Source organism: Inmirania thermothiophila (assembly GCF_003751635.1).
In the GTDB taxonomy this organism is placed as follows: Bacteria; Pseudomonadota; Gammaproteobacteria; order DSM-100275; family DSM-100275; genus Inmirania; species Inmirania thermothiophila.
The window spans coordinates 99,771-120,180 of sequence record NZ_RJVI01000003.1 but is presented as its reverse complement, the minus strand read 5'-3'; the positions used below and the strand labels follow the sequence as shown (position 1 = coordinate 120,180).

Sequence of the window (20,410 nt, the reverse complement as noted above, 5' to 3'; positions counted from 1 at the left end):
CCTCCACGGGGAAAGCTGGAAGGACCGCATTCTAGGGAAGGTCCGCGCGCTTGCCAATTTCCCCCCCGCCGTCCTCCATGATCCGCTGCCAGAGCGCGCGGACGCAGGCGCGTTCCTCGACGAAGGCGTCCCGGGGCGCCCGCGCCGGCTGCTCCTGCAGGGCCGCCCGATGCACCGCCCCGCGCAGGCGGCGGTAGGCCTCGGCCAGCGCCTCGGCATCCGCCGCGGCCAGGTGCCCGCCCGCGGCGAGGGCCTCCAGCTGGCGGATGTTGTCGGTCCAGCGCAGGACCTCGGGGTCCTCGCCGCCCCAGCGCAGCACCAGGTACTGGACCAGGAACTCGATGTCGCCGATGCCGCCGGCGCCGTGCTTGAGGTCGAACCACGCGGTGTCGCTGCGGTCCAGCTCGCGCCGCTGCCGCGCCCGCATCTCGCGCACCTCGCGCCGCAGCGCCTCCGGGTCGCGGGGCCGCCCGAGGACCTCGGCCCGCACCTCGGCGAAGCGCTGCGCGAGCCCGGCATCGCCCGCCACCACCCGGGCCCGCACCAGGGCCTGGTGCTCCCAGGTCCAGGCCTCCTCCCGCTGGTAGCGGGCGAAGGCGTCGAGGGAGGAGACCAGCAGCCCCGCCTTGCCGCTCGGGCGCAGGCGGGTGTCCACCTCGTAGAGGACGCCGCCGGCGGTGGGCGTGGTGAGGATGTGGATGATGCGCTGGGCGAGCCGCGCGAAGAAGGTGGCGTTGTCCAGGGGGCGCGGGCCGTCGGTCTGCTGGGCGGCGCCGGTGCTGTCGTGGAGGAAGACCAGGTCGAGGTCGGAGCCGTAGCCGAGCTCGATGCCGCCGAGCTTGCCGTAGGCGACGACGGCGAAGCCCGCCCGCCGCCGCCCCGCCGCGTCCTCGCACCAAGGCTCGCCGTGGCGGGCGACGAGCTGGGCCCGGGCGAGGGCGAGCACCCGCTGCAGCACCACCTCGGCGATCTCGGTGAGGTGGTCGCTGACCACCATCAGGGGCAGCGCCCCCGAGACGTCCGCCGCCGCCACGCGCAGCACGTTCACCTGGCGGAACTGCCGCAGCCGCTCCATCTGCTCCTCGAGATCGTCCGCCGCCGCCCCCTCGAGGAGGGCGTCGAGCTCGCGCGCGAGGGCCTCGCGCCGCGGCGGCGCATAGAGCGTCCTCGGATCCATGAGCTCGTCGAGCAGCACCGGGTGACGCGCCAGCAGCCGCGCGATCCAGGGGCTCGCCGCGCACAGGCGCACGAGCTGCGACAGCGCCAGCGGCGACTCCAGCAGCAGCGCCACGTAGGCGCTGCGGCGGGCGATGGCCTCCACCACGTCGAGGACCCGCGGCAGGGTGCGGTCCGGACCCTCGGCACGGCCCACGGCGGCGAGGAGCAGGGGCATGAGCCGGTCGAGGCGGCGCCGCGCCGTCTCCGACAGCGTCGCCACCAGGCGCCCGTCGCGCAGGGCGGCAAGGCGCCGAAGCGCCGCCGCGGCATCGCCGTAGCCGAGGCGGGCGAGCACCGCCTCGGCCTCGGCCGCCCCCAGCGCGCCCCCCCACACCGCGGCGCAGGCCTCGTCGGCGCCGCCCGCCTCGGCCTGGGGCGCGGTCACCACGCCCTCGAAGTGGGTCTCGACCCGGCGGCGGTGGGCGGCGAGCGCCGCCGAAAAGGCCTCCCAACCGTCGAAGCCGAGGGCGCAACCGATGCGCGCGCGCGCGGTCTCGTCGCCCGGCAGGCGGTGGGTCTGGGCGTCGGCGAGCTGCTGCAGGCGGTTCTCGACCCGGCGCAGGAAGCGGTAGGCGGCGGCGAGCTCCGTCGCCGCTGCCTCGGGCAGGAGCCCCTCGCGCCCCAGGACCTCCAGCACGCGCAGCAGCCGCCGCTCGCGCAGGGCCGGCATGCGCCCGCCGCGCACGAGCTGGAAGGCCTGGCCGATGAACTCGATCTCGCGGATCCCGCCGGGGCCGAGCTTGATGTCGTCCTCCATGCCCCGCCGGCGCACCTCGCGCACGATCATGGCCTTCATCTCGCGCAGCGCCTCGAAGGCCCCGTAGTCGAGGTAGCGGCGGTAGACGAAGGGACGGAGGCTCTCGAGCAGGGTCTCGCCGGCGGCGCGCGCCCCCGCCACCGGCCGCGCCTTGATGAGGGCGTAGCGCTCCCACTCGCGGCCGTGGATCTGATAGTAGGCCTCCATCTGGGCGAAGCTCATCACCAGGGGGCCGCTCTTGCCGTAGGGCCGCAGGCGGGTGTCGACGCGGAAGACGAAGCCGTCGGCGGTGCGCTCGTCGAGGACGCGGATCAGCCGCCGGGCGAGGCGCGTGAAGTACTCCTCGTGGTCGAGGCCGCGGCTGGTGGTGCCCCGCGCCGGGTAGGCGAAGACGAGATCGACGTCGGACGAAAAGTTGAGTTCCCAGGCCCCGAGCTTGCCGAGGCCCAGCACCACGAGCCGCGCCTGTCCGTCCTCGGCCGCCGCGGGCCTGCCCCAGGTCTCCTCGGACCAGGCCTCGAGCCGCGCCAGGGCCTCGTCGATGCAGGCCTCGGCGAGCCAGCTCGTCTCCTCGAGGACGGACTCGATGGCGGCGAGACCGAGGATGTCGCGCCAGGCGATGCGCACCATCTCGCGCCGGCGCACCCGCCGCAGGGCCGCCATCAGCGCCGCCTCGTCGGCCGCATCGGCGAGCGCCGCCGCCACCCGCCGCCGCATCTCCGCGGCATCGGCGGGACGGTCGAGGTCGCCGCTCGCAAGGAGCGCCTGGAGCATCGCCGGCTCGCGCGCGAGGCTCTCGGCGACGAAGTCGCTCGCGGCGAGCACCTGCGCCGCCTGCGCCTCGCGCCCGGCGAGGGCGGGCACCGCCGTGGCGAGGGCCCCGACCCGCTCCTCGACCCTCTGCGCCAGCGCCGCAGGCAGCCCGGCCGGCACCCCTTCCATCGTCCGCGCCCTCCTCCGCAGCCGATCCCCGGAGGCAGAGGATGCCACAAGGGCCGCGCCCGAGGCGCGCCCAAAAAAAGGGCCCCGCCCGGAGGCGGGGCCCCTGCGCCGGTGCGCGCCCGGCCGGATCAGAAGTCCATGTCGGGCGCGGACGAGGCCGCCGGCTTCTCGTCCTTGGGCAGCTCCGCCACCATGGCCTCCGTGGTGATCATGAGGCCGGCCACCGAGGCGGCGTTCTGCAGCGCCGTGCGCGTGACCTTGGTGGGATCGAGGATGCCCATGGCGACCATGTCGCCGTACTCGCCGGTCTGGGCGTTGAAGCCGAAGTTGCCCTCGCCCTCCTTGACCTTGGCCACCACCACCGACGGCTCCTCGCCGGCGTTGGCGACGATCTGGCGCAGCGGCTCCTCCATCGCCCGGCGGGCGATGTTGATGCCGACGTCCTGATCGTGATTGGCGCCCTTGAGGTCCTTGAGCGCGGCGAGCGCGCGGATGAGCGCGACGCCGCCGCCGGGCACCACGCCCTCCTCCACCGCCGCGCGGGTGGCGTGCAGGGCGTCCTCGACGCGGGCCTTCTTCTCCTTCATCTCCACCTCGGTGGCGGCACCCACCTTGATCACCGCGACACCGCCGGCGAGCTTGGCCACCCGCTCCTGCAGCTTCTCGCGGTCGTAGTCCGAGGTGGTCTCCTCGATCTGCTGGCGGATCTGCTTGACCCGCGCCTCGATGTCCTCCTTCTTGCCGGCGCCGTCGACGATGGTGGTGTCCTCCTTGGTCACGATCACCTTCTTGGCGCGGCCGAGGTCGTCGAGGCTCGCCTTCTCCAGCGTCAGGCCCACCTCCTCGGAGATGACGGTGCCGCCGGTGAGGATGGCGATGTCCTGCAGCATGGCCTTGCGGCGGTCGCCGAAGCCCGGGGCCTTGACCGCGGCGCACTTGATGATGCCGCGGATGTTGTTGACCACGAGGGTGGCCAGGGCCTCGCCCTCCACGTCCTCGGCGATCACCAGCAGCGGCTTGCCGGACTTGGCCACCGCCTCGAGCACCGGCAGCAGCTCGCGGATGCTCGAGATCTTCTTGTCATGGAGGAGGATGTAGGGGTCCTCCAGCTCCGCGGCCATGCTCTGCTGGTTGTTGATGAAGTAGGGCGAGAGGTAGCCGCGGTCGAACTGCATGCCCTCCACCACCTCGAGCTCGTTCTCGAGGCCGGAGCCCTCCTCGACCGTGATCACGCCCTCCTTGCCCACCTTCTTCATGGCCTCGGCGATGATCTCGCCGATGCTCTCGTCGCCGTTGGCCGAGATGGTGCCCACCTGGGCGATGGCCTTCTCGTCCTCGCACGGCACGGAGAGCTTCTTGAGCTCCTCGACCGCGGCCGCCACCGCCTTGTCGATGCCGCGCTTGAGGTCCATCGGGTTCATGCCCGCGGCGACGGCCTTGAGGCCCTCCTTGAGCATGGCCTGGGCCAGCACGGTGGCGGTGGTGGTGCCGTCACCGGCCACGTCGGAGGTCTGGGAGGCGACCTCCTTGACCATCTGGGCGCCCATGTTCTCGAACTTGTCCTTGAGCTCGATCTCCTTGGCGACGCTGACGCCGTCCTTGGTCACCGTGGGGGCGCCGAAGCTCTTCTCGAGCACCACGTTGCGGCCCTTGGGGCCGAGGGTGACCTTCACCGCGTTGGCCAGGATGTTGACGCCGTTCAGCATGCGCTGCCGGGCGTCCTCGGCGAAACGGATGTCCTTCGCTGCCATCTCTTCTCTCCTCCGGAAGCCAGCTCTCTCGGGGTCAGCCCTCGATGACGGCCATGATGTCGTCCTCGCGCATCACGAGGACCTCCTCGCCGTCGACCTTGACCTCGGTGCCGGCGTACTTGCCGAAGAGCACCTTGTCGCCGACCTTGACGTCCAGGGGGCGGATCTCCCCGTTCTCGAGGAGCTTGCCGTTGCCGACGGCGATCACCTCGCCGCGGATCGGCTTCTCCTGGGCGGTGTCCGGGATCACGATCCCGCCCGGGCTGGTGCGCTCCTCCTCCGTCCGGCGGACGATGACGCGGTCGTGCAGTGGACGCAGCTTCATCGGTGTCCTCCACGTTGGTTGTCCATGACGACTTCCCAACCCGCCGCCCGCAGGCGGCGGAACCCTTGCCGTGCAGCATGGGGGGACGAGTTGTTAGCACTCGCCCCAGGTGAGTGCTAATGATAGCGGCGCCGCCGCCCCAGTCAAGAGCCGTCCGGGTCGTCCTCGCGGCGGAACTCGCCCTCGATGACCACCGGCCCCTGCGGCGGGAGCGTGCGCGAGGCGAGGAAGCGGCGCAGCAGCTCCCGCCGCAGCGGCGGCACCAGGCACAGGAAGCCCAGGGTGTCGGTGATGAAGCCCGGGGTCAGCAGCAGCGCCCCCGCCACCACCAGCACCGCCCCCTCCAGGAGCTCCAGCGCCGGCAGCTCGCCGCGCTCCAGCGCCCGGTGGGCGCGGGCGAGGGTGGCGAGCCCCTGGGCCCGCAGCAGGGCGACCCCGAGCACCGCGGTGCCGACCACACCGAGCACGGTCCAGCCGGCGCCGATCCACCCCCCGACTCGGATCAGGACGTAGATCTCGGCGAGCGGCAGCAGCGTGAAGAGGAGGAACAGGGCGAAGGCGGGAGACATCCGGTCGCTCCGCGGGCACGGCCCCGCCGGATCCGCGCAGGCTATAATCCTGCCGGAATCCCAGGGGCCTTTCCAGCCAAGGAGCCGGATCATGGCAGATCGTCCGCCCACCGACAACCGCGAGGACGCGATCCTGGTGCTGCTCTGCACCTGCCCGGAGGAGGCGCAGGCGCGCGAGATCGCCCAGCGTCTCGTGGAGGAGCGGCTCGCCGCCTGCGTCAACCTCGTCCCCGGGGTGGGCTCCATCTACCGCTGGGAGGGCCGGGTGGAATCCACCGGCGAGGTGCTGCTCCTGATCAAGACCACGGCGCGGCGCCACGACGCGCTGGCACAACGCCTGGCCGAGCTCCACCCCTACGAGGTGCCCGAGATCCTCGCCCTGCCGGTGGTCGAGGCCGCGGCGGCCTACGCCGCCTGGGTGCGGGCCTCGTGCGCGGGCTGACCGCGCTGGCGGCGACGGCGTGGGCCGCCGCCGCGGCCGCGGCCCCGCTTTTCGGCATCGGCGGCGACGAGGCGCCGCAGCCCTTCCTCCCCGCCGACGAGGCCTTCGTCCTCAGCGTCGACGCCCCGGCCCCGGACCGCCTCGTGGTGCGGTGGGAGATCGCCGAGGGCTACTACCTCTACCGCAGCCGGCTGGCCTTCGCGGCGGCCGAGCCCGACGCCGTCCTCGGCCCGCCCCGGCTGCCGCCGGGCCGGGCCACGGAGGATGCGTTCCTCGGCCGCCAGGAGGTCTACCACCGGCGCGTCGCGGTGGAGGTGCCGGTGCGATGGCAGGGAAAGCCGCGCCGGATGCTGACCCTGGAGGTGCGCTACCAGGGCTGCGCCGAGGCCGGGCTCTGCTACCCGCCCCTCGCGAGGACCGTCCCCGTGATCCTGCCCGCGCCGTGAAGCGGCGCCGATCCTGCGGCAAAGTCGGCGAAACTTGCGGCGAGCTGCGGCGAACCGGCCGCAGAGCATGGACAGCCGCGCGGCCCTGCGGCACAATGCGCGCTCCACGTCACCGGGGGAGCACGGCGTGGCCGAGATCCTCGTCCTCAACGGCCCCAACCTGAACCTGCTGGGCCGACGCGAGCCGCAGATCTACGGCACGGTGACCCTCGACGAGATCCGTGCGCGGCTCGCCGCCCGCGCCGCGGCGGCCGGCCACACCCTGGCCTTCCACCAGGAGAACGCCGAGCACGCCCTCGTCGAGCACGTCCACCGCGCCGCCGAGCGCGGCACCGCCTGCGCCATCATCAACCCCGGCGCCTACACCCACACCAGCATCGCCCTGCGCGACGCCTTCCTGGGCACGGGCCTGCCCTTCATCGAGGTCCACCTTTCCAATCCGCACGCGCGCGAGCCGTTCCGCCACCGCTCCTACCTCGCCGACATCGCCCTCGGGGTGATCGCCGGCCTCGGGGCGGACGGCTACGAGCTGGCCCTGGAGGCGCTGATCCGCCGCCTCGCCGCCGGCACCGTGCACGCCCAACAGTGAGGTCGAGATGGACATCCGCAAGATCAAGAAGCTGATCGAGCTGGTGGAGCAGTCCGGGGTCGCGGAGATCGAGATCCGCGAGGGCGAGGAGTCGGTGCGCATCAGCCGCCACCCGCAGCCGAGCACGGCCGCCCCGCCTCCGGCCTGGTATCCGGTGCCCGCGGCGGCACCCGCGGCGGCGGCCGCCCCCGCCGCGGCCGCCGCGGAGGCGGAGGGTGCCGCCGAGCCCGCCGAGGAGGGGCACGTCATCACCGCACCCATGGTGGGCACCTTCTACCGCGCCCCCTCGCCGGGCGCCCCGCCCTTCGTGGAGGTGGGGCAGCAGGTCAAGGAGGGCGACACCCTCTGCATCATCGAGGCGATGAAGATGCTCAACCAGATCGAGGCCGACCGCGCCGGCGTGGTCAAGCGCATCCTGGTGGAGAACGGCCAGCCCGTCGAATACGGGCAGCCGCTGTTCATCCTTGCCTGAGCCGCACGCCATGCTGGACAAGGTGGTCATCGCCAATCGCGGGGAGATCGCCCTGCGCGTGCTGCGGGCCTGCCGCGAGCTCGGCATCCGCACGGTGGCCGTCCACTCCACCGCCGACCGCGACCTCATGCACGTGCGCCTGGCCGACGAGTCGGTCTGCATCGGCCCGCCGGCGGCGGCGGAGAGCTATCTCAACATCCCCGCCATCATCAGCGCGGCCGAGGTCACCGACGCGGTGGCCATCCACCCGGGCTACGGCTTTCTGTCGGAGAACGCCGACTTCGCCGAGCGCGTCGAGCGCTCCGGCTTCGTCTTCATCGGCCCGCGCCCCGAGACCATCCGCCTCATGGGCGACAAGATCGCCGCCATCGAGACCATGCGCCGCGCCGGCGTCCCCTGCGTGCCGGGCTCGGACGGCCCGCTGCCCGAGGACCCGGCGGAGGCCGCCCGCATCGCCCGCGACATCGGCTATCCCGTGATCATCAAGGCCGCCGGCGGGGGCGGCGGGCGCGGCATGCGGGTGGTGCACACCGAGGCCAACCTCCACCACGCCATCGCCCTCACCCGCGCCGAGGCCCAGGCCGCCTTCGGCAACCCCGTCCTCTATATGGAGAAGTACCTGGAGCGGCCGCGCCACATCGAGGTCCAGGTGCTCGCCGACGGCCGGGGCCGGGCGGTCCACCTGGGCGAGCGCGACTGCTCGCTGCAGCGCCGCCACCAGAAGGTCCTCGAGGAGGCCCCGGCGCCCGGGCTCGACGAGGCGCAGCGGCGCATGATCGGCGAGCGCTGCGTCGCCGCCTGCCTCGAGATCGGCTACCGCGGCGCCGGCACCTTCGAGTTCCTCTACCAGGACGGGGAGTTCTACTTCATCGAGATGAACACCCGCATCCAGGTGGAGCACCCGGTCACCGAGATGGTCACCGGCATCGACATCGTCAAGGAGCAGATCCGCATCGCCGCCGGCGAGCCGCTGCGGATCCGCCAGGAGGACGTGCTCGTGCGCGGCCACGCCGTCGAGTGCCGCATCAACGCCGAGGACCCGCAGACCTTCCTCCCCAGCCCCGGTCGCGTCGAGCTCTACCATCCCCCGGGCGGGCCCGGCATCCGGGTCGACTCCCACCTCTACTCCGGCTACACCGTGCCGCCCCACTACGACTCCCTGGTCGCCAAGATCATCGCCCACGGCGAGGACCGCGCCTCGGCGCTCGCGCGCATGCGCACGGCGCTGGAGGAGCTGGTGGTGGGCGGGATCCGCACCAACGTCGAGCTGCACCGCGAGCTGCTGCGCGACGCCGCGGTGCAGGCCGGCGGCACCGACATCCACTACCTGGAGCAGCGGCTCGCCGAGCGGGGCTGAGCCATGGGGTGGTGGGACCTCGTGGTGACGGCGCCGGCCGGGCGTGCCGGCGCCCTCGCCGCGCGCCTCGAGGCCCTCGGCGCCGCCGCGGTGAGCCTCGCCGACGCCGCCGACGACCCGGTCTACGAGCCGCCGCCGGGGGCGGCGCCGCTGTGGCGCGCCACCGCCGTGCACGCCCTCGCCGCGAGCCGCGAGGAGGCGGTGCGGCTCGCCGACGCCCTCGCCCCGGAGCTCACCGCGGAGGAGGCGGCGGGCCTGCGCATCGAGGCCCTGCCCGAGCGCGACTGGGTCCGCGCCTGGATGGAGGACTTCCGTCCCATGCGCTTCGGCCGCCGCCTCTGGGTCTGCCCCAGCACCGAGCCCCCGCCCCCGCCGCCGGCGGTGGCCGTGGTGCTCGACCCCGGGCTCGCCTTCGGCACCGGCACCCATCCCAGCACCGCCCTGTGCCTGGAGTGGCTCGATGCCGCCGAGCTCGCCGGGCGCCGCGTCGTGGACTACGGCTGCGGCTCGGGGATCCTCGCGGTGGCGGCGGCGCGGCTGGGCGCGGCCGAGGTCCTCGCCGTGGACATCGACCCCCAGGCCCTCGCCGCCACCCGTGCCAACGCCGAGCGCAACGGGGTCGCCGGGCGCATCCGCACCCTGCCCGCCGACGCCCCCCTGCCGGCGGGCGCGGCCGACGTGGTCCTCGCCAACATCCTCGCCAACACCCTCGTCGCCCTGGCGCCGCGGCTTACCGCCCTGCTCGCCCCCGACGGCGTCCTCGTCCTCGCCGGCGTCCTCGAGGGCCAGGCCGGCGAGGTGGCCGCCGCCTACCCGGCGCTGCGGTTCCGGCGGGCGGTGCGCGAGGGGTGGGCGCGGCTCGACGGGATGCGCTGAGCCCGCCGCGGCGGCGCCCTTGCCGGCGGGGCGGCGGCGCCCGCATGATGGCGCGGGGGCGCGGAGGAGGGCCGTGCGCACACGCTGTCCGCAGTGCGGGGCGCAGCACGAGGCGACCGAGGCGCAGCTCGCCCGCGCCGGCGGGCGGGTGCGCTGCGGCCGCTGCGGCGCCGTCTTCGCGGCCGGGCCGGTGCAGCAGGAGCTCTTCCCGCAGCCTGCGGCCGAGGACCTCGCGCCGGCGCTCCTCGCCGCCGAGGCGGCGCCGCGGCGCTGGCCGTGGGCGCTGCTCGCCCTCGCCCTCGCCGCCGCCCTGATCCTGCAGGCCGCCTGGGCGGCGGCGCGCCACCCGGTGCGGCTTGCGCCCCTTCGCCCCCTCGCCGAGCGGCTCTGCCCGCGTCTCGGCTGCGCCCTCCGCCCCGTGCGCGCGCCGGGGCGGATCGCCGTGCTCGCCCACGACGTGCGCCGCCACCCGGACGACCCCCGGGCCCTGCGGGCCCAGGTGGTGCTGGAGAACCGCGCCCCCCACCCGCAGCCCTGGCCGCTGCTGGAGCTCGTCTTCACCGACACCGGCGGGCGCGTGGTGGCGGCGCGCCGCTTCCGCCCCGAGGAGTACCTGCCGCCGCCGCGCAGCCCCACCGAGCCCTTCGCCGCGGGCGCGACCCTGCGCGCCGAGCTCGACCTCATGGACCCGGGCCCCGCCGCCGCCGGCTACGCCTTCACCCCGCGCTGAGCCGCCGGCGGCTTTGGCCCGGACGGCGCGAGCGGGTAAACTCTGCCGCCTTCCCCTTGCGCCGGTGCCGCCCAGGATGCAGATCGGTCCCTACAGGCTCGCCGCCCCGGTGGTGCTCGCCCCCATGGCGGGGATCACGGACCGGCCGTTCCGCATCCTCTGCCGCCGCTACGGCGCGGCGCTGGCGGTCTCGGAGATGGTCTCCTCCAACTCCCTCCTCTGGGGCAGCCTCAAGACCCTGCGCCGCACCGACCACGCCGGCGAGCCGGAGCCGCACGCGGTCCAGATCGTGGGCGCCGACCCGGCGCTCATGGCCGAGGCGGCCCGCCTCAACGTCGCCCGCGGGGCCCAGATCATCGACATCAACATGGGCTGCCCGGCGAAGCGGATCTGCAACGCCGAGGCGGGCTCGGCCCTGCTGCGCGACGAGCCCCTGGTGGCCCGCATCCTCGCCGCGGTGGTGGCGGCGGTGGCGGTGCCGGTGACGGTCAAGATCCGCACCGGCTGGGACCGCGCCCACCGCAACGCGGTGCGCATCGCCCGCATCGCCGAGGACTGCGGCATCGCCGCCGTCACCGTGCACGGGCGCACCCGCGCCGACGGCTACCGGGGCGAGGCCGAGTACGAGACCATCGCCGAGGTCAAGGCGGCGGTGTCCATCCCCGTGATCGCCAACGGCGACATCACGGACCCGGAGAAGGCGCGCGCGGTGCTGGCGCAGACCGGGGCCGATGCGGTCATGATCGGCCGCGCCGCCCAGGGGAGGCCGTGGATCTTCCGCGAGGTGGCGGCCTGCCTGACGCGGGGCGAGCGGGTGCCGCCGCCGACCCCGGACGAGGTGCGCGCGGTGGTGCTCGAGCACCTCGACGCCATGCACGCCTTCTACGGACCGGACACCGGCGTGCGCGTCGCGCGCAAGCACATCTGCTGGTACACCAAGGGGCTGCCGGGAGGGGCCGCCTTCCGGCAGCGGGTCAACCGCGAGGCCGACCCCGCCCGCCAGCGGGCGATGACGGCGGCCTTCCTGGAGGAGGCGCTGGCGAAGATGGAGAAGGCGGCATGAACGCGGGGGGCGCGGAGCCGGCGGCCTACCCCAGCGGCGAGGAGGAGGAGCACGTCCTGCGCCGCTGCGTGGCCCTCGCCCTGCAGCGCTATTTCGAGCGGCTCGGCGACACCGACCCCGCCGACCTCTACGACCTGGTCATCGGCGAGGTGGAGGCGCCGCTGCTGGAGGTGGTGATGGCCCGCTACGGCCACAACCAGACCCGCGCCGCGGCGGTGCTGGGCATGAGCCGCAGCACCCTGCGCAAGAAGCTGCGCCGCCACGGCCTCGCCGCGGGCGGCGACGGGGAGGAGGCCGGATGAGGATCCGCAGGGCGTTGGTGAGCGTCTCCGACAAGACGGGCCTGACCGAGCTCGCGGCGGCCCTCGCCCGCCACGGGATCGAGGTCCTCTCCACCGGCGGCACCGCGCGGCTGCTGCGCGAGGCCGGCCTCGCGGTGAGGGAGGTCTCGGAGCACACCGGCTTTCCCGAGATCATGGACGGGCGGGTCAAGACCCTGCACCCGCGCATCCACGGCGGCATCCTCGGCCGCCGCGGCGTCGACGACGCGGTCATGGCCGCGCACGGCATCGAGCCCATCGACCTCGTGGTGGTGAACCTCTATCCCTTCGAGGCCACCGTCGGCCGCGCCGGCTGCACCCTCGCCGAGGCCGTCGAGCAGATCGACGTCGGCGGCCCGGCCATGATCCGCGCCGCGGCCAAGAACCACGCCCACGTCGCGGTGGTGGTGGACCCCGCCGACTACGCGGCGGTGATCGAGGAGCTCGACGCCCGCGACGGGGCGCTGAGCGCGGCGACCCGGGCGCGCCTCGCGGCCAAGGCCTTCGCCCACACGGCCCGCTACGACGGCGCCATCGCCGGCTATCTGAGCGCGCTCGCCGAGGACGGCGGCCGCGAGCCCTTCCCGGGGACGCTCACGCTGCAGTTCCGGCGCCGCCAGGTGATGCGCTACGGCGAGAACCCGCACCAGGGCGCGGCCTTCTACGTGGCGCAGGACCCGCCCGCCGGGACCGTGGCCGCGGCGCGCCAGCTCCAGGGCAAGGCCCTCTCGTTCAACAACATCGCCGATGCCGACGCGGCGCTGGAGTGCGTCAAGCAGTTCGGCGAGGCGCCCGCCTGCGTCATCGTCAAGCACGCCAACCCCTGCGGGGTGGCGGTGGCGGGGGATCTGCGCACCGCCTACGAGCGCGCCTACCGGACCGACCCCGAATCGGCCTTCGGCGGCATCATCGCCTTCAACCGGCCGCTGGACGAGGCCACGGCGCGGGCGATCCTGGAGCGGCAGTTCGTGGAGGTGGTCCTCGCCCCCGAGGTGGCGCCGGCCGCGGCCGAGGTCTTCGCCGCCAAGCCCAACGTGCGCCTGCTCGCCTGCGGCGCCTGGCCCGCCGAGCCCCCGCCCCGGCTCGACCTGCGCAGCGTGGCCGGGGGCCTGCTGGTGCAGGATGCCGACCTCGCCCTGCACGGCGAGCTGCGGGTGGTGACCCGCCGCCGGCCCACGGAGGCGGAGATGCGCGACCTGCTCTTCGCCTGGCGGGTGGTCAAGTTCGTCAAGTCCAACGCCATCGTCTACGCCCGCGACGGGGCCACCGTGGGTGTGGGCGCGGGGCAGATGAGCCGCGTCAACTCCGCCCGCATCGCCGCCATCAAGGCCGAGCAGGCGGGGCTCGAGGTGGCTGGCGCGGTGATGGCCTCGGACGCCTTCTTCCCCTTCCGCGACGGCATCGACGCCGCCGCCGCGGCCGGCATCCGCGCCGTCATCCAGCCGGGCGGCTCGGTGCGCGACGAGGAGGTCGTCGCCGCCGCCGACGAGCACGGCCTGGCCATGGTCTTCACCGGCATGCGCCACTTCCGCCACTGAGGAGGCAGGACGATGGCAGAGGGCAGGCGGATCCTGGTGGTGGGCGGCGGCGGGCGCGAGCACGCCCTCGCCTGGAAGGCGGCGCAGTCGCCGGAGGTGGCGCGGGTCTACGTCGCCCCCGGCAACGCCGGCACCGCGCGCGAGCCCAAGGTGGAAAACGTGCCCATCGGCGCCGAGGACCTCCACGGGCTGCTCCACTTCGCCACCGAGGCGGGCATCGACCTCACCCTGGTGGGACCGGAGGCACCGCTGGTGGCCGGCATCGTGGACCGCTTCCGCCAGGCCGGCCTCTCCATCTTCGGCCCCACCCAGGCCGCCGCCCGCCTCGAGGGCTCCAAGGCCTTCACCAAGGACTTCCTCACCCGCCACGGCATCCCCACCGCCGACTACGCCGTCTTCGAGGCCCTCGAGCCGGCGCTCGCGCACCTGCGCGCGCGCGGCGCCCCCATCGTGGTCAAGGCCGACGGCCTCGCCGCCGGCAAGGGGGTGACCGTCGCCCGCACCCTGGAGGAGGCCGAGGCCGCGGTGCGGGCCTGCTTCGAGGGCGCCTACGGCGCCGCCGGCCGGCGCGTCGTCATCGAGGAGTGCCTCGAGGGCGAGGAGGCGAGCTTCATCTGCCTCGTCGACGGCAGCCACGTGCTGCCCCTGGCGAGCTCCCAGGACCACAAGCCGGTGGGCGACGGCGACACCGGCCCCAACACCGGCGGCATGGGCGCCTACTCGCCGGCCCCGGTGGTGACCGAGGCGGTGCACGCGCGCATCCTGCGCGAGGTCATCGAGCCCACGGTGCGGGGCATGGCCGCCGAGGGCGAGCCCTACACCGGCTTCCTCTACGCCGGCCTCATGATCGCCCCCGACGGCACCCCCAAGGTGCTGGAGTACAACGTGCGCTTCGGCGACCCGGAGACGCAGCCGATCCTCATGCGCCTGCGCAGCGATCTCGTGGCCCTGTGCGAGGCCGCGCTGGCGGGCAGGCTCGGCAGGATCGAGGCCGAGTGGGACCCGCGCGCCGCCCTGGGGGTGGTCATGGCCGCCGGCGGCTACCCCGGGCCCTACCGCAAGGGCGACCCCATCGAGGGGCTGCCCGAGACGGAGCCCGAGGACGTCAAGGTCTTCCACGCCGGCACCGCCGAGCGTGGCGGGCGCGTGGTCACCAGCGGCGGGCGGGTGCTGTGCGTGACCGCGCTCGGCGAGACCGTGGCCGCGGCGCAGGCGCGGGCCTACCAGTGGGTGGAGCGCATCCGCTGGCCCGGCTGCCACTACCGGCGCGACATCGGCTTCCGGGCGCTGGCCCGGGAGGGTGCGGCGTGAGTGCGACGGCGCCGAAGGCACCGGCGCAGACGGTGGCTTACGCCATCGAGGACCGCCTCTACCTCAACATCACGGACCGCTGCACCCTGCGCTGCGCCTTCTGCCCCAAGCACCGCGGCTCGCGCGCGGTGCGCGGCCACGACCTCAGCCTCGACCACCGCCCGGACACCGACGAGATCCTCGCCGCCGTGGGCGATCCGCGGCCGTGGCGGGAGATCGTCTTCTGCGGCTACGGCGAGCCGACGCTGCGGCTCGGCACCCTGCTGGAGGTGGCGCACGCGCTCAAGGCCCGCGGCGCCGCCCGCGTGCGCGTCAACACCGACGGGCTCGCCTGCCTCGTCCACAAGCGCGACGTGCTGCCCGAGCTCGGGGCCTGCGTCGACGCCGTCTCGGTGTCCATGAACGCCCAGAACCCCGCCGTCTACGCGCACCACTGCCGGCCTGCGCTCGCCGGGAGCTGGTTCGCCATGCTCGAGTTCCTGGAGCGGGCGCCGCGCCACATCGGCGAGGTGACCGCCACCGCCATCGACGGCCTCGAAGGGGTCGACGTCGCCGCCTGCGAGCGGCTCGCGCGCGCCGTGGGCGTGCGCTTCCGCCGCCGGGTGCTCGACGTCGTGGGGTGAAGGGATCCGCCAGGGGGGTAACCGACCATGGAGCTCGTCTGTCCCGCCGGCAACCTGCCGTCGCTCAAGGCCGCGGTGGACCACGGCGCCGACGCCGTCTACATGGGCTTTCGCGACGACACCAACGCGCGCCACTTCCCGGGGCTGAACTTCACCGAGGGCAGCGCCGCGGAGGGCATCCGCTACGCGAAGGAGCGCGGCCGGCGCGTCTTCGTCGCCATCAACACCTATCCGCAGCCGCACAACTGGCCGCGCTGGCAGCGCGCGGTGGACCACGCCGCCGACCTCGGCGTCGACGCCCTCATCCTCGCCGACATCGCGGTGCTCGAGTACGCGGCGCGCCGCCACCCGGAGCTCGCCCTGCACCTGTCGGTACAGGGCTCGGCCACCACCTACGAGGCGCTGCGCCTCTACCACGAGCACTTCGGCGTGCGCCGCGCCGTGCTGCCGCGGGTGCTGTCGCTGCCCCAGGTGGAGCACCTCATCCGTAACGCCCCGGTGGAGCTGGAGGTCTTCGGCTTCGGCGGCCTGTGCGTCATGGTGGAGGGCCGCTGCACCCTCTCCTCCTACGTCACCGGCGCCTCGCCCAACGCCTGCGGGGTCTGCTCGCCGGCCCACGCCGTGCGCTGGGAGGAGACGCCGCAGGGGCTGGAGACCCGCCTCGGGGGACTGCTCATCGACCGCTTCGGCGAGGGCGAGCGCGCGGGCTACCCCACGGTGTGCAAGGGCCGCTACCGGGTCGGCGACGACCTCTACTACGCCATCGAGGAGCCCACCAGCCTCAACACCCTGGAGCTGCTGCCCGAGCTCGCCCGCGCCGGGGTGGCGGCGATCAAGATCGAGGGCCGCCAGCGCAGCCCGGCCTACGTGGCTCAGGTCACCCGGGTCTGGCGCGAGGCCATCGACGCCGTCCGGCGCGAGGGGGAACGCTTCCGTCCGCGCGCCGACTGGCAGGCGGCGCTGGCCAAGGTCTCCGAGGGCAACCAGACCACCCTCGGCGCCTATCACCGGCCCTGGCAGTGAGGATCCGACCGTGACCCGACCCCGTCTCAGCCTCGGTCCCGTCCTCTACTACTGGCCGCGCGAGCGGCTGCTCGCCTTCTACGACGAGGTCTGCCGCTGGCCGGTGGACACCGTCTACCTGGGCGAGACCGTCTGCTCCAAGCGCCGCGCCCTGCGCACCCGGGAGTGGTTCGAGCTCGCCGAGCGGCTGGCGCAGGCGGGCAAGGAGGTGGTGCTCTCCACCCTCGCCCTGATCGAGGCCGAGAGCGAGCTCAAGACCCTGCGCCGCATCTGCGACAACGGCCGCTTCCTGGTGGAGGCCAACGACATGAGCGCGGTGCGGCTGCTCGCCGAGCGCGGCCTGCCGTTCGCCACCGGGCCCACGGTCAACGTCTACAACCAGCGCACCCTGGCCTTCCTCGCCCGCCTCGGGCTGCGCCGCTGGGTGCTGCCGCCGGAGCTCTCGCGCCAGACCCTGGCGGCGATCCAGGCCGAGCGGCCGGAGGGGGTCGAGACCGAGGTCCTGGCCTGGGGGCGCATCCCGCTCGCCCACTCGGCGCGCTGCTTCACCGCACGCGCCGAGAACCGCCAGAAGGACGACTGCGGCGAGTGCTGCATCGGCGACCCGGACGGGCGCACCGTGCGCACCGGCGAGGACACCCCCTTCCTCGCCCTCAACGGCATCCAGACCCAGTCGGCGCTGACCTGCAACCTCCTCGGCGAGGTGGACGACATGGCCGCGCTCGGCGTCGATCTGGTGCGCATCAGCCCCCAGTCGGAGGGCACCGGCGAGGTGGTCGCGGCCTTCCGCCGGGTCCTGGACGGCGCCGCCGACGGGCGCGCCGAGGCCGAGCGCGTCGCCGCCCTCGCCCCGGTCGGGCCCTGCGACGGCTACTGGCGCGGCGCCCCCGGCATGACCTGGCGGCAGGCGGTCTGAGGCGCCGCCTCAGCGCCGGCCGTCGTCGAGGGCCACCGCGCCGCCCCCGGCGAAGAGCCGCTCGTAGACGTCCACCGCGCGCTGCAGCGCCGCCTCCAGGGGCCGCGGGAGCGCGGGCAGGACCGACTCCATGCTGTCCAGGAGATTCTTCAGCTCGAGCCCGAGGGCGGTGTCGCCCTCCATGCGCAGGCGGCGCTGGAAGAAAAGGCTGTCGTGATCCTCGCGCCGGGTCGCGAGCAGCAGGAAGTCGTGGAGGTCGCCCGAGATCGTCACGTCCGGCGCCGCCGGCCGCGCGGCGGCGACGAAGCGGCCGCCCTCGAGCCGCAGCCGGTACGTCACCGCGGCGTCGCGGATGCGCAGCGCCACCGTGCGCCCCTCCAGGAAGGCGAACTCCCCCCGCGCCAGGGCCGGCGCCAGGGCCCGGTTCACCGCCACCGCCAGCGCCGCCGAGTGCACCACCCCGGGGACCAGCCCCAGGGGCCAGGCCAGCAGCCTCGGTAGTCTCGCCGTCGTGCCCAACTGCCTCACCTCCGCCTCGCCGGGCGGCTACGATACCACAGCGATCATCGCCCATGGGCCCCGTCCGGGGCTACCATGGCGGCTGCACGCCATGAGGAGGGGAGGGGAGTGGCCAGCGAAGCCCTGCCGCCGCTGCCGAGCCAGCCGTCGGATCCCGCCGCGCTCGCGCAGGCGATCCTCGAGCGGCTCTTCTTCACCGTCGGCAAGGACACCGTCACCGCCACCGACCGCGACTGGCTCCACGCCGCCGCCTACGCCGTGCGCGACCGCCTGGTGGAGCGCTGGATGGAGACCCAGCGCAGCTACTACCGGCGCGACGTCAAGCGCGTCTACTACCTGTCCATGGAGTTCCTGCTCGGGCGGCTGCTGGTCTCGGGGCTGATCAACCTCGGCATCCTCGACGAGGCGCGCGCCGCCCTGCGGCGGCTCGGCATCGAGCTCGAGCGCATCCGCGACCTCGAGCCCGACGCCGCCCTCGGCAACGGCGGCCTCGGGCGGCTCGCCGCCTGCCTCCTCGACGGCATGGCCACCCTGGGGCTGCCCGGCTACGGCTACGGGATCCGCTACGAGTACGGGATGTTCTACCAGCGCATCGAGAACGGCTGGCAGGTGGAGCACCCCGAGAACTGGCTGCGCTACGGCAACCCCTGGGAGTTCCCGCGCCCGGAGGTCCTCTACCCGGTGCGCTTCGGCGGGCGCGTGCTCCAGTTCACCGACGCCGCGGGCCGGCTCTGCCACCGCTGGGTGGACACCGAGGAGGTCATGGCCATGGCCTACGACACCCCGGTGCCGGGCTACGGCGGGCGCACCGTCAACAACCTGCGGCTGTGGTCGGCCAAGGCCTCGCGCGACTTCGACCTGCGCTACTTCAACGAGGGCGACTACATCGAGGCGGTGGCGGAGAAGAACCGCTCCGAGAACCTCTCCCGCGTCCTCTATCCCAGCGACACCACCGAGATGGGGCGCGAGCTGCGCCTGCGCCAGGAGTACTTCTTCGTCAGCGCCACGTTGCAGGACATCCTCTACCGCTTCCGCAAGACCCACGGGGATCTCGAGCTGCTGCCGGAGAAGGTCGCGATCCAGCTCAACGACACCCACCCGGCGCTCGCGATCCCGGAGCTGATGCGCATCCTCCTCGACGAGCACGCCATGGCCTGGGAGCCGGCCTGGGAGATCACCCGCGCCACCTTCGCCTACACCAACCACACGCTGCTGCCCGAGGCGCTGGAGACCTGGCCGGTGGAGCTGGTGGCGCGCCTGCTGCCGCGCCACCTCCAGATCCTCTACGAGATCAACCGCCGCTTCCTCGAGGAGGTGCGGGCCCGCTTCCCCGGCGACGAGGCGCGCCTGCAGCGGCTGTCGCTGGTGGAGGAGACCCCGCCGCGGCGCTTCCGCATGGCCCACCTCGCCGTGGTGGGCTCGCACCGGGTCAACGGGGTCTCGGCGCTGCACACCGGGCTGCTGCGGCGCGAGGCCCTCGCCGACTTCGAGGCGCTCTGGCCCGGGCGCATCGTCAACTGCACCAACGGCATCACGCCGCGGCGCTGGCTGCTGCAGGCCAACCCGCGCCTGGCCGCCCTCATCACCGAGCGCCTCGGCGAGGGCTGGGTCACCGACCTCGACCGCCTCGCCGAGCTCGCCCCCCTCGCCGAGGACGCCGCCTTCCGCGACGCCTTCCGCCGCATCAAGCAGGCCAACAAGCAGGACCTCGCCGAGCGCATCCACCACCACCTCGGCCTCGACGTGCGGCCCGACACCCTCTTCGACGTCCAGGTCAAGCGCATCCACGAATACAAGCGCCAGCTCCTCAACCTCCTCCACGTCGCCGCCCTCTACAACGACCTGCGCGCCGGCATCGAGCGGCTGCCGCGCACTGTGATCCTCGCCGGCAAGGCCGCCCCCGGCTACCGCATGGCCAAGCTCATCATCAAGCTCGCCCACGACATCGCCGAGGTTATCCACCACGACCCGGAGACGGCGGGGCGGCTGAGCCTCGTCTTCATCCCCAACTACGACGTCTCCACCGCCGCCGACATCATCCCCGCGGCCGAGCTCTCGCAGCAGATCTCCACCGCCGGCACCGAGGCCTCCGGCACCGGCAACATGAAGCTCGCGCTCAACGGCGCCGTCACCCTCGGCACCCTGGACGGGGCCAACATCGAGATCCGCGAGGCGGTGGGCGGGGACGCCTTCTTCGCCTTCGGCCTCGACGCCGAGGAGGCGGCGCGGCTGCGCCGGGCCCGGCCCGACCCGCGGACCTGGCTCGAGGCGGATGCGCGCCTTGCGCGCGTCATCGACCAGCTCGCCTCCGGGTTCTTCTCCCCCGACGACCGCGGCCGCTACCGCCCCCTGGTGGATGCGCTGCTCGGCGAGGACCGCTTCCTCGTCCTCGCCGACTTCACCGCCTATGCCGCGGCGCAGGAGGCGGTGGAGGCGGCCTATCGCGACCCCGCGCGGTGGTGGGCGATGGCGGTGCGCAACACCGCCGCCATGGGGCGCTTCTCCATCGACCGCACGGTGCGCGACTACGCCGCGCGGATCTGGGGGGTGGAGCCGGTGACGCCGCGCCGCAGGCCGCGGCCACGCACGTCCCCACCGCCGCGCCTGCCGCGCTAGCGGCGCC

General features: G+C 74.1%; 20 protein-coding genes. 15 read left to right on the top strand and 5 right to left on the bottom strand.

From position 1 onward, the window contains the following. Positions 1-31: 31 nt before the first annotated feature. The 4 genes from glnE to EDC57_RS11270 all read right to left on the bottom strand — a co-directional run bounded on the left by glnE (position 32) and on the right by EDC57_RS11270 (position 5,562). Positions 32-2,917: a bifunctional [glutamate--ammonia ligase]-adenylyl-L-tyrosine phosphorylase/[glutamate--ammonia-ligase] adenylyltransferase gene (glnE, locus tag EDC57_RS11285; RefSeq protein WP_123402011.1), complete on the bottom strand. Its 2,886-nt coding sequence runs from the start codon at positions 2,915-2,917 to the stop codon at positions 32-34. 128 nt (positions 2,918-3,045) lie between these two features. Beyond that, the gene (gene groL / locus EDC57_RS11280) at positions 3,046-4,668 is read right to left on the bottom strand and encodes a chaperonin GroEL (RefSeq protein ID WP_123402010.1); all 1,623 of its coding nucleotides are present in this window, start codon (positions 4,666-4,668) and stop codon (positions 3,046-3,048) included. 34 nt (positions 4,669-4,702) lie between these two features. Further along, complete coding sequence (groES, locus tag EDC57_RS11275; protein WP_123402009.1) at positions 4,703-4,993, bottom strand: co-chaperone GroES; 291 nt, start codon at positions 4,991-4,993, stop codon at positions 4,703-4,705. A gap of 143 nt (positions 4,994-5,136) precedes the next feature. Further along, positions 5,137-5,562 carry an FxsA family protein gene (locus tag EDC57_RS11270; RefSeq protein WP_123402008.1) on the bottom strand — a complete coding sequence of 142 codons (426 nt, stop codon included), beginning with the start codon at positions 5,560-5,562 and terminating at the stop codon, positions 5,137-5,139. A gap of 91 nt (positions 5,563-5,653) precedes the next feature. On the opposite strand from EDC57_RS11270, the gene cutA reads away from it, so the two are divergent. The 14 genes from cutA (at position 5,654) to EDC57_RS11200 (ending at position 17,268) form a co-directional block, all read left to right on the top strand. Beyond that, entirely contained in the window at positions 5,654-6,004 is a 351-nt protein-coding gene (cutA, locus tag EDC57_RS11265; RefSeq protein WP_123402007.1) for a divalent-cation tolerance protein CutA, read from the top strand. Beyond that, positions 5,992-6,450: a protein-disulfide reductase DsbD domain-containing protein gene (locus EDC57_RS11260; protein WP_170165128.1), complete on the top strand. Its 459-nt coding sequence runs from the start codon at positions 5,992-5,994 to the stop codon at positions 6,448-6,450. The genes cutA and EDC57_RS11260 overlap by 13 nt, the downstream gene beginning before the upstream one ends. Before the next feature lie 127 nt (positions 6,451-6,577). After that, positions 6,578-7,039: a type II 3-dehydroquinate dehydratase gene (gene aroQ, locus EDC57_RS11255; protein WP_123402006.1), complete on the top strand. Its 462-nt coding sequence runs from the start codon at positions 6,578-6,580 to the stop codon at positions 7,037-7,039. A gap of 7 nt (positions 7,040-7,046) precedes the next feature. Continuing rightward, positions 7,047-7,511 (top strand): acetyl-CoA carboxylase biotin carboxyl carrier protein, encoded by a 465-nt coding sequence (gene accB / locus EDC57_RS11250; RefSeq protein WP_123402005.1) that lies wholly within the window; start codon positions 7,047-7,049, stop codon positions 7,509-7,511. A gap of 10 nt (positions 7,512-7,521) precedes the next feature. After that, positions 7,522-8,868 carry an acetyl-CoA carboxylase biotin carboxylase subunit gene (gene accC / locus EDC57_RS11245; RefSeq protein ID WP_123402004.1) on the top strand — a complete coding sequence of 449 codons (1,347 nt, stop codon included), beginning with the start codon at positions 7,522-7,524 and terminating at the stop codon, positions 8,866-8,868. A 3-nt stretch (positions 8,869-8,871) separates the two neighbouring features. Next, positions 8,872-9,744 (top strand): 50S ribosomal protein L11 methyltransferase, encoded by an 873-nt coding sequence (prmA, locus tag EDC57_RS11240; protein WP_123402003.1) that lies wholly within the window; start codon positions 8,872-8,874, stop codon positions 9,742-9,744. Between the two features lie 73 nt (positions 9,745-9,817). After that, entirely contained in the window at positions 9,818-10,474 is a 657-nt protein-coding gene (locus tag EDC57_RS11235; RefSeq protein WP_170165127.1) for a zinc-ribbon and DUF3426 domain-containing protein, read from the top strand. Positions 10,475-10,550: 76 nt separating this feature from the next. Then, the gene (gene dusB, locus EDC57_RS11230) at positions 10,551-11,537 is read left to right on the top strand and encodes a tRNA dihydrouridine synthase DusB (RefSeq protein ID WP_123402001.1); all 987 of its coding nucleotides are present in this window, start codon (positions 10,551-10,553) and stop codon (positions 11,535-11,537) included. Then, positions 11,534-11,839 carry a helix-turn-helix domain-containing protein gene (locus tag EDC57_RS11225; protein WP_123402000.1) on the top strand — a complete coding sequence of 102 codons (306 nt, stop codon included), beginning with the start codon at positions 11,534-11,536 and terminating at the stop codon, positions 11,837-11,839. The genes dusB and EDC57_RS11225 overlap by 4 nt, the downstream gene beginning before the upstream one ends. Next, entirely contained in the window at positions 11,836-13,395 is a 1,560-nt protein-coding gene (purH, locus tag EDC57_RS11220) for a bifunctional phosphoribosylaminoimidazolecarboxamide formyltransferase/IMP cyclohydrolase (RefSeq protein ID WP_123401999.1), read from the top strand. The genes EDC57_RS11225 and purH overlap by 4 nt, the downstream gene beginning before the upstream one ends. Before the next feature lie 12 nt (positions 13,396-13,407). Then, positions 13,408-14,706 carry a phosphoribosylamine--glycine ligase gene (gene purD, locus EDC57_RS11215; protein WP_123401998.1) on the top strand — a complete coding sequence of 433 codons (1,299 nt, stop codon included), beginning with the start codon at positions 13,408-13,410 and terminating at the stop codon, positions 14,704-14,706. Next, complete coding sequence (locus EDC57_RS11210) at positions 14,703-15,329, top strand: TatD family nuclease-associated radical SAM protein (RefSeq protein ID WP_123401997.1); 627 nt, start codon at positions 14,703-14,705, stop codon at positions 15,327-15,329. Before purD ends, EDC57_RS11210 begins: the two co-directional genes overlap by 4 nt. Before the next feature lie 27 nt (positions 15,330-15,356). Continuing rightward, positions 15,357-16,352 carry a ubiquinone anaerobic biosynthesis protein UbiU gene (gene ubiU / locus EDC57_RS11205; protein WP_123401996.1) on the top strand — a complete coding sequence of 332 codons (996 nt, stop codon included), beginning with the start codon at positions 15,357-15,359 and terminating at the stop codon, positions 16,350-16,352. A gap of 10 nt (positions 16,353-16,362) precedes the next feature. Then, the gene (locus tag EDC57_RS11200; protein ID WP_123401995.1) at positions 16,363-17,268 is read left to right on the top strand and encodes a U32 family peptidase; all 906 of its coding nucleotides are present in this window, start codon (positions 16,363-16,365) and stop codon (positions 17,266-17,268) included. Between the two features lie 9 nt (positions 17,269-17,277). Here the strand turns inward: EDC57_RS11200 and ubiT are convergent, their stop codons facing one another. Continuing rightward, entirely contained in the window at positions 17,278-17,787 is a 510-nt protein-coding gene (gene ubiT, locus EDC57_RS11195) for a ubiquinone anaerobic biosynthesis accessory factor UbiT (RefSeq protein ID WP_123401994.1), read from the bottom strand. 108 nt (positions 17,788-17,895) lie between these two features. Between ubiT and EDC57_RS11190 the strand changes: the two genes are divergently transcribed. Continuing rightward, positions 17,896-20,403 carry a glycogen/starch/alpha-glucan phosphorylase gene (locus tag EDC57_RS11190; RefSeq protein WP_211331991.1) on the top strand — a complete coding sequence of 836 codons (2,508 nt, stop codon included), beginning with the start codon at positions 17,896-17,898 and terminating at the stop codon, positions 20,401-20,403. The last annotated feature ends 7 nt before the right edge of the window (positions 20,404-20,410 follow it).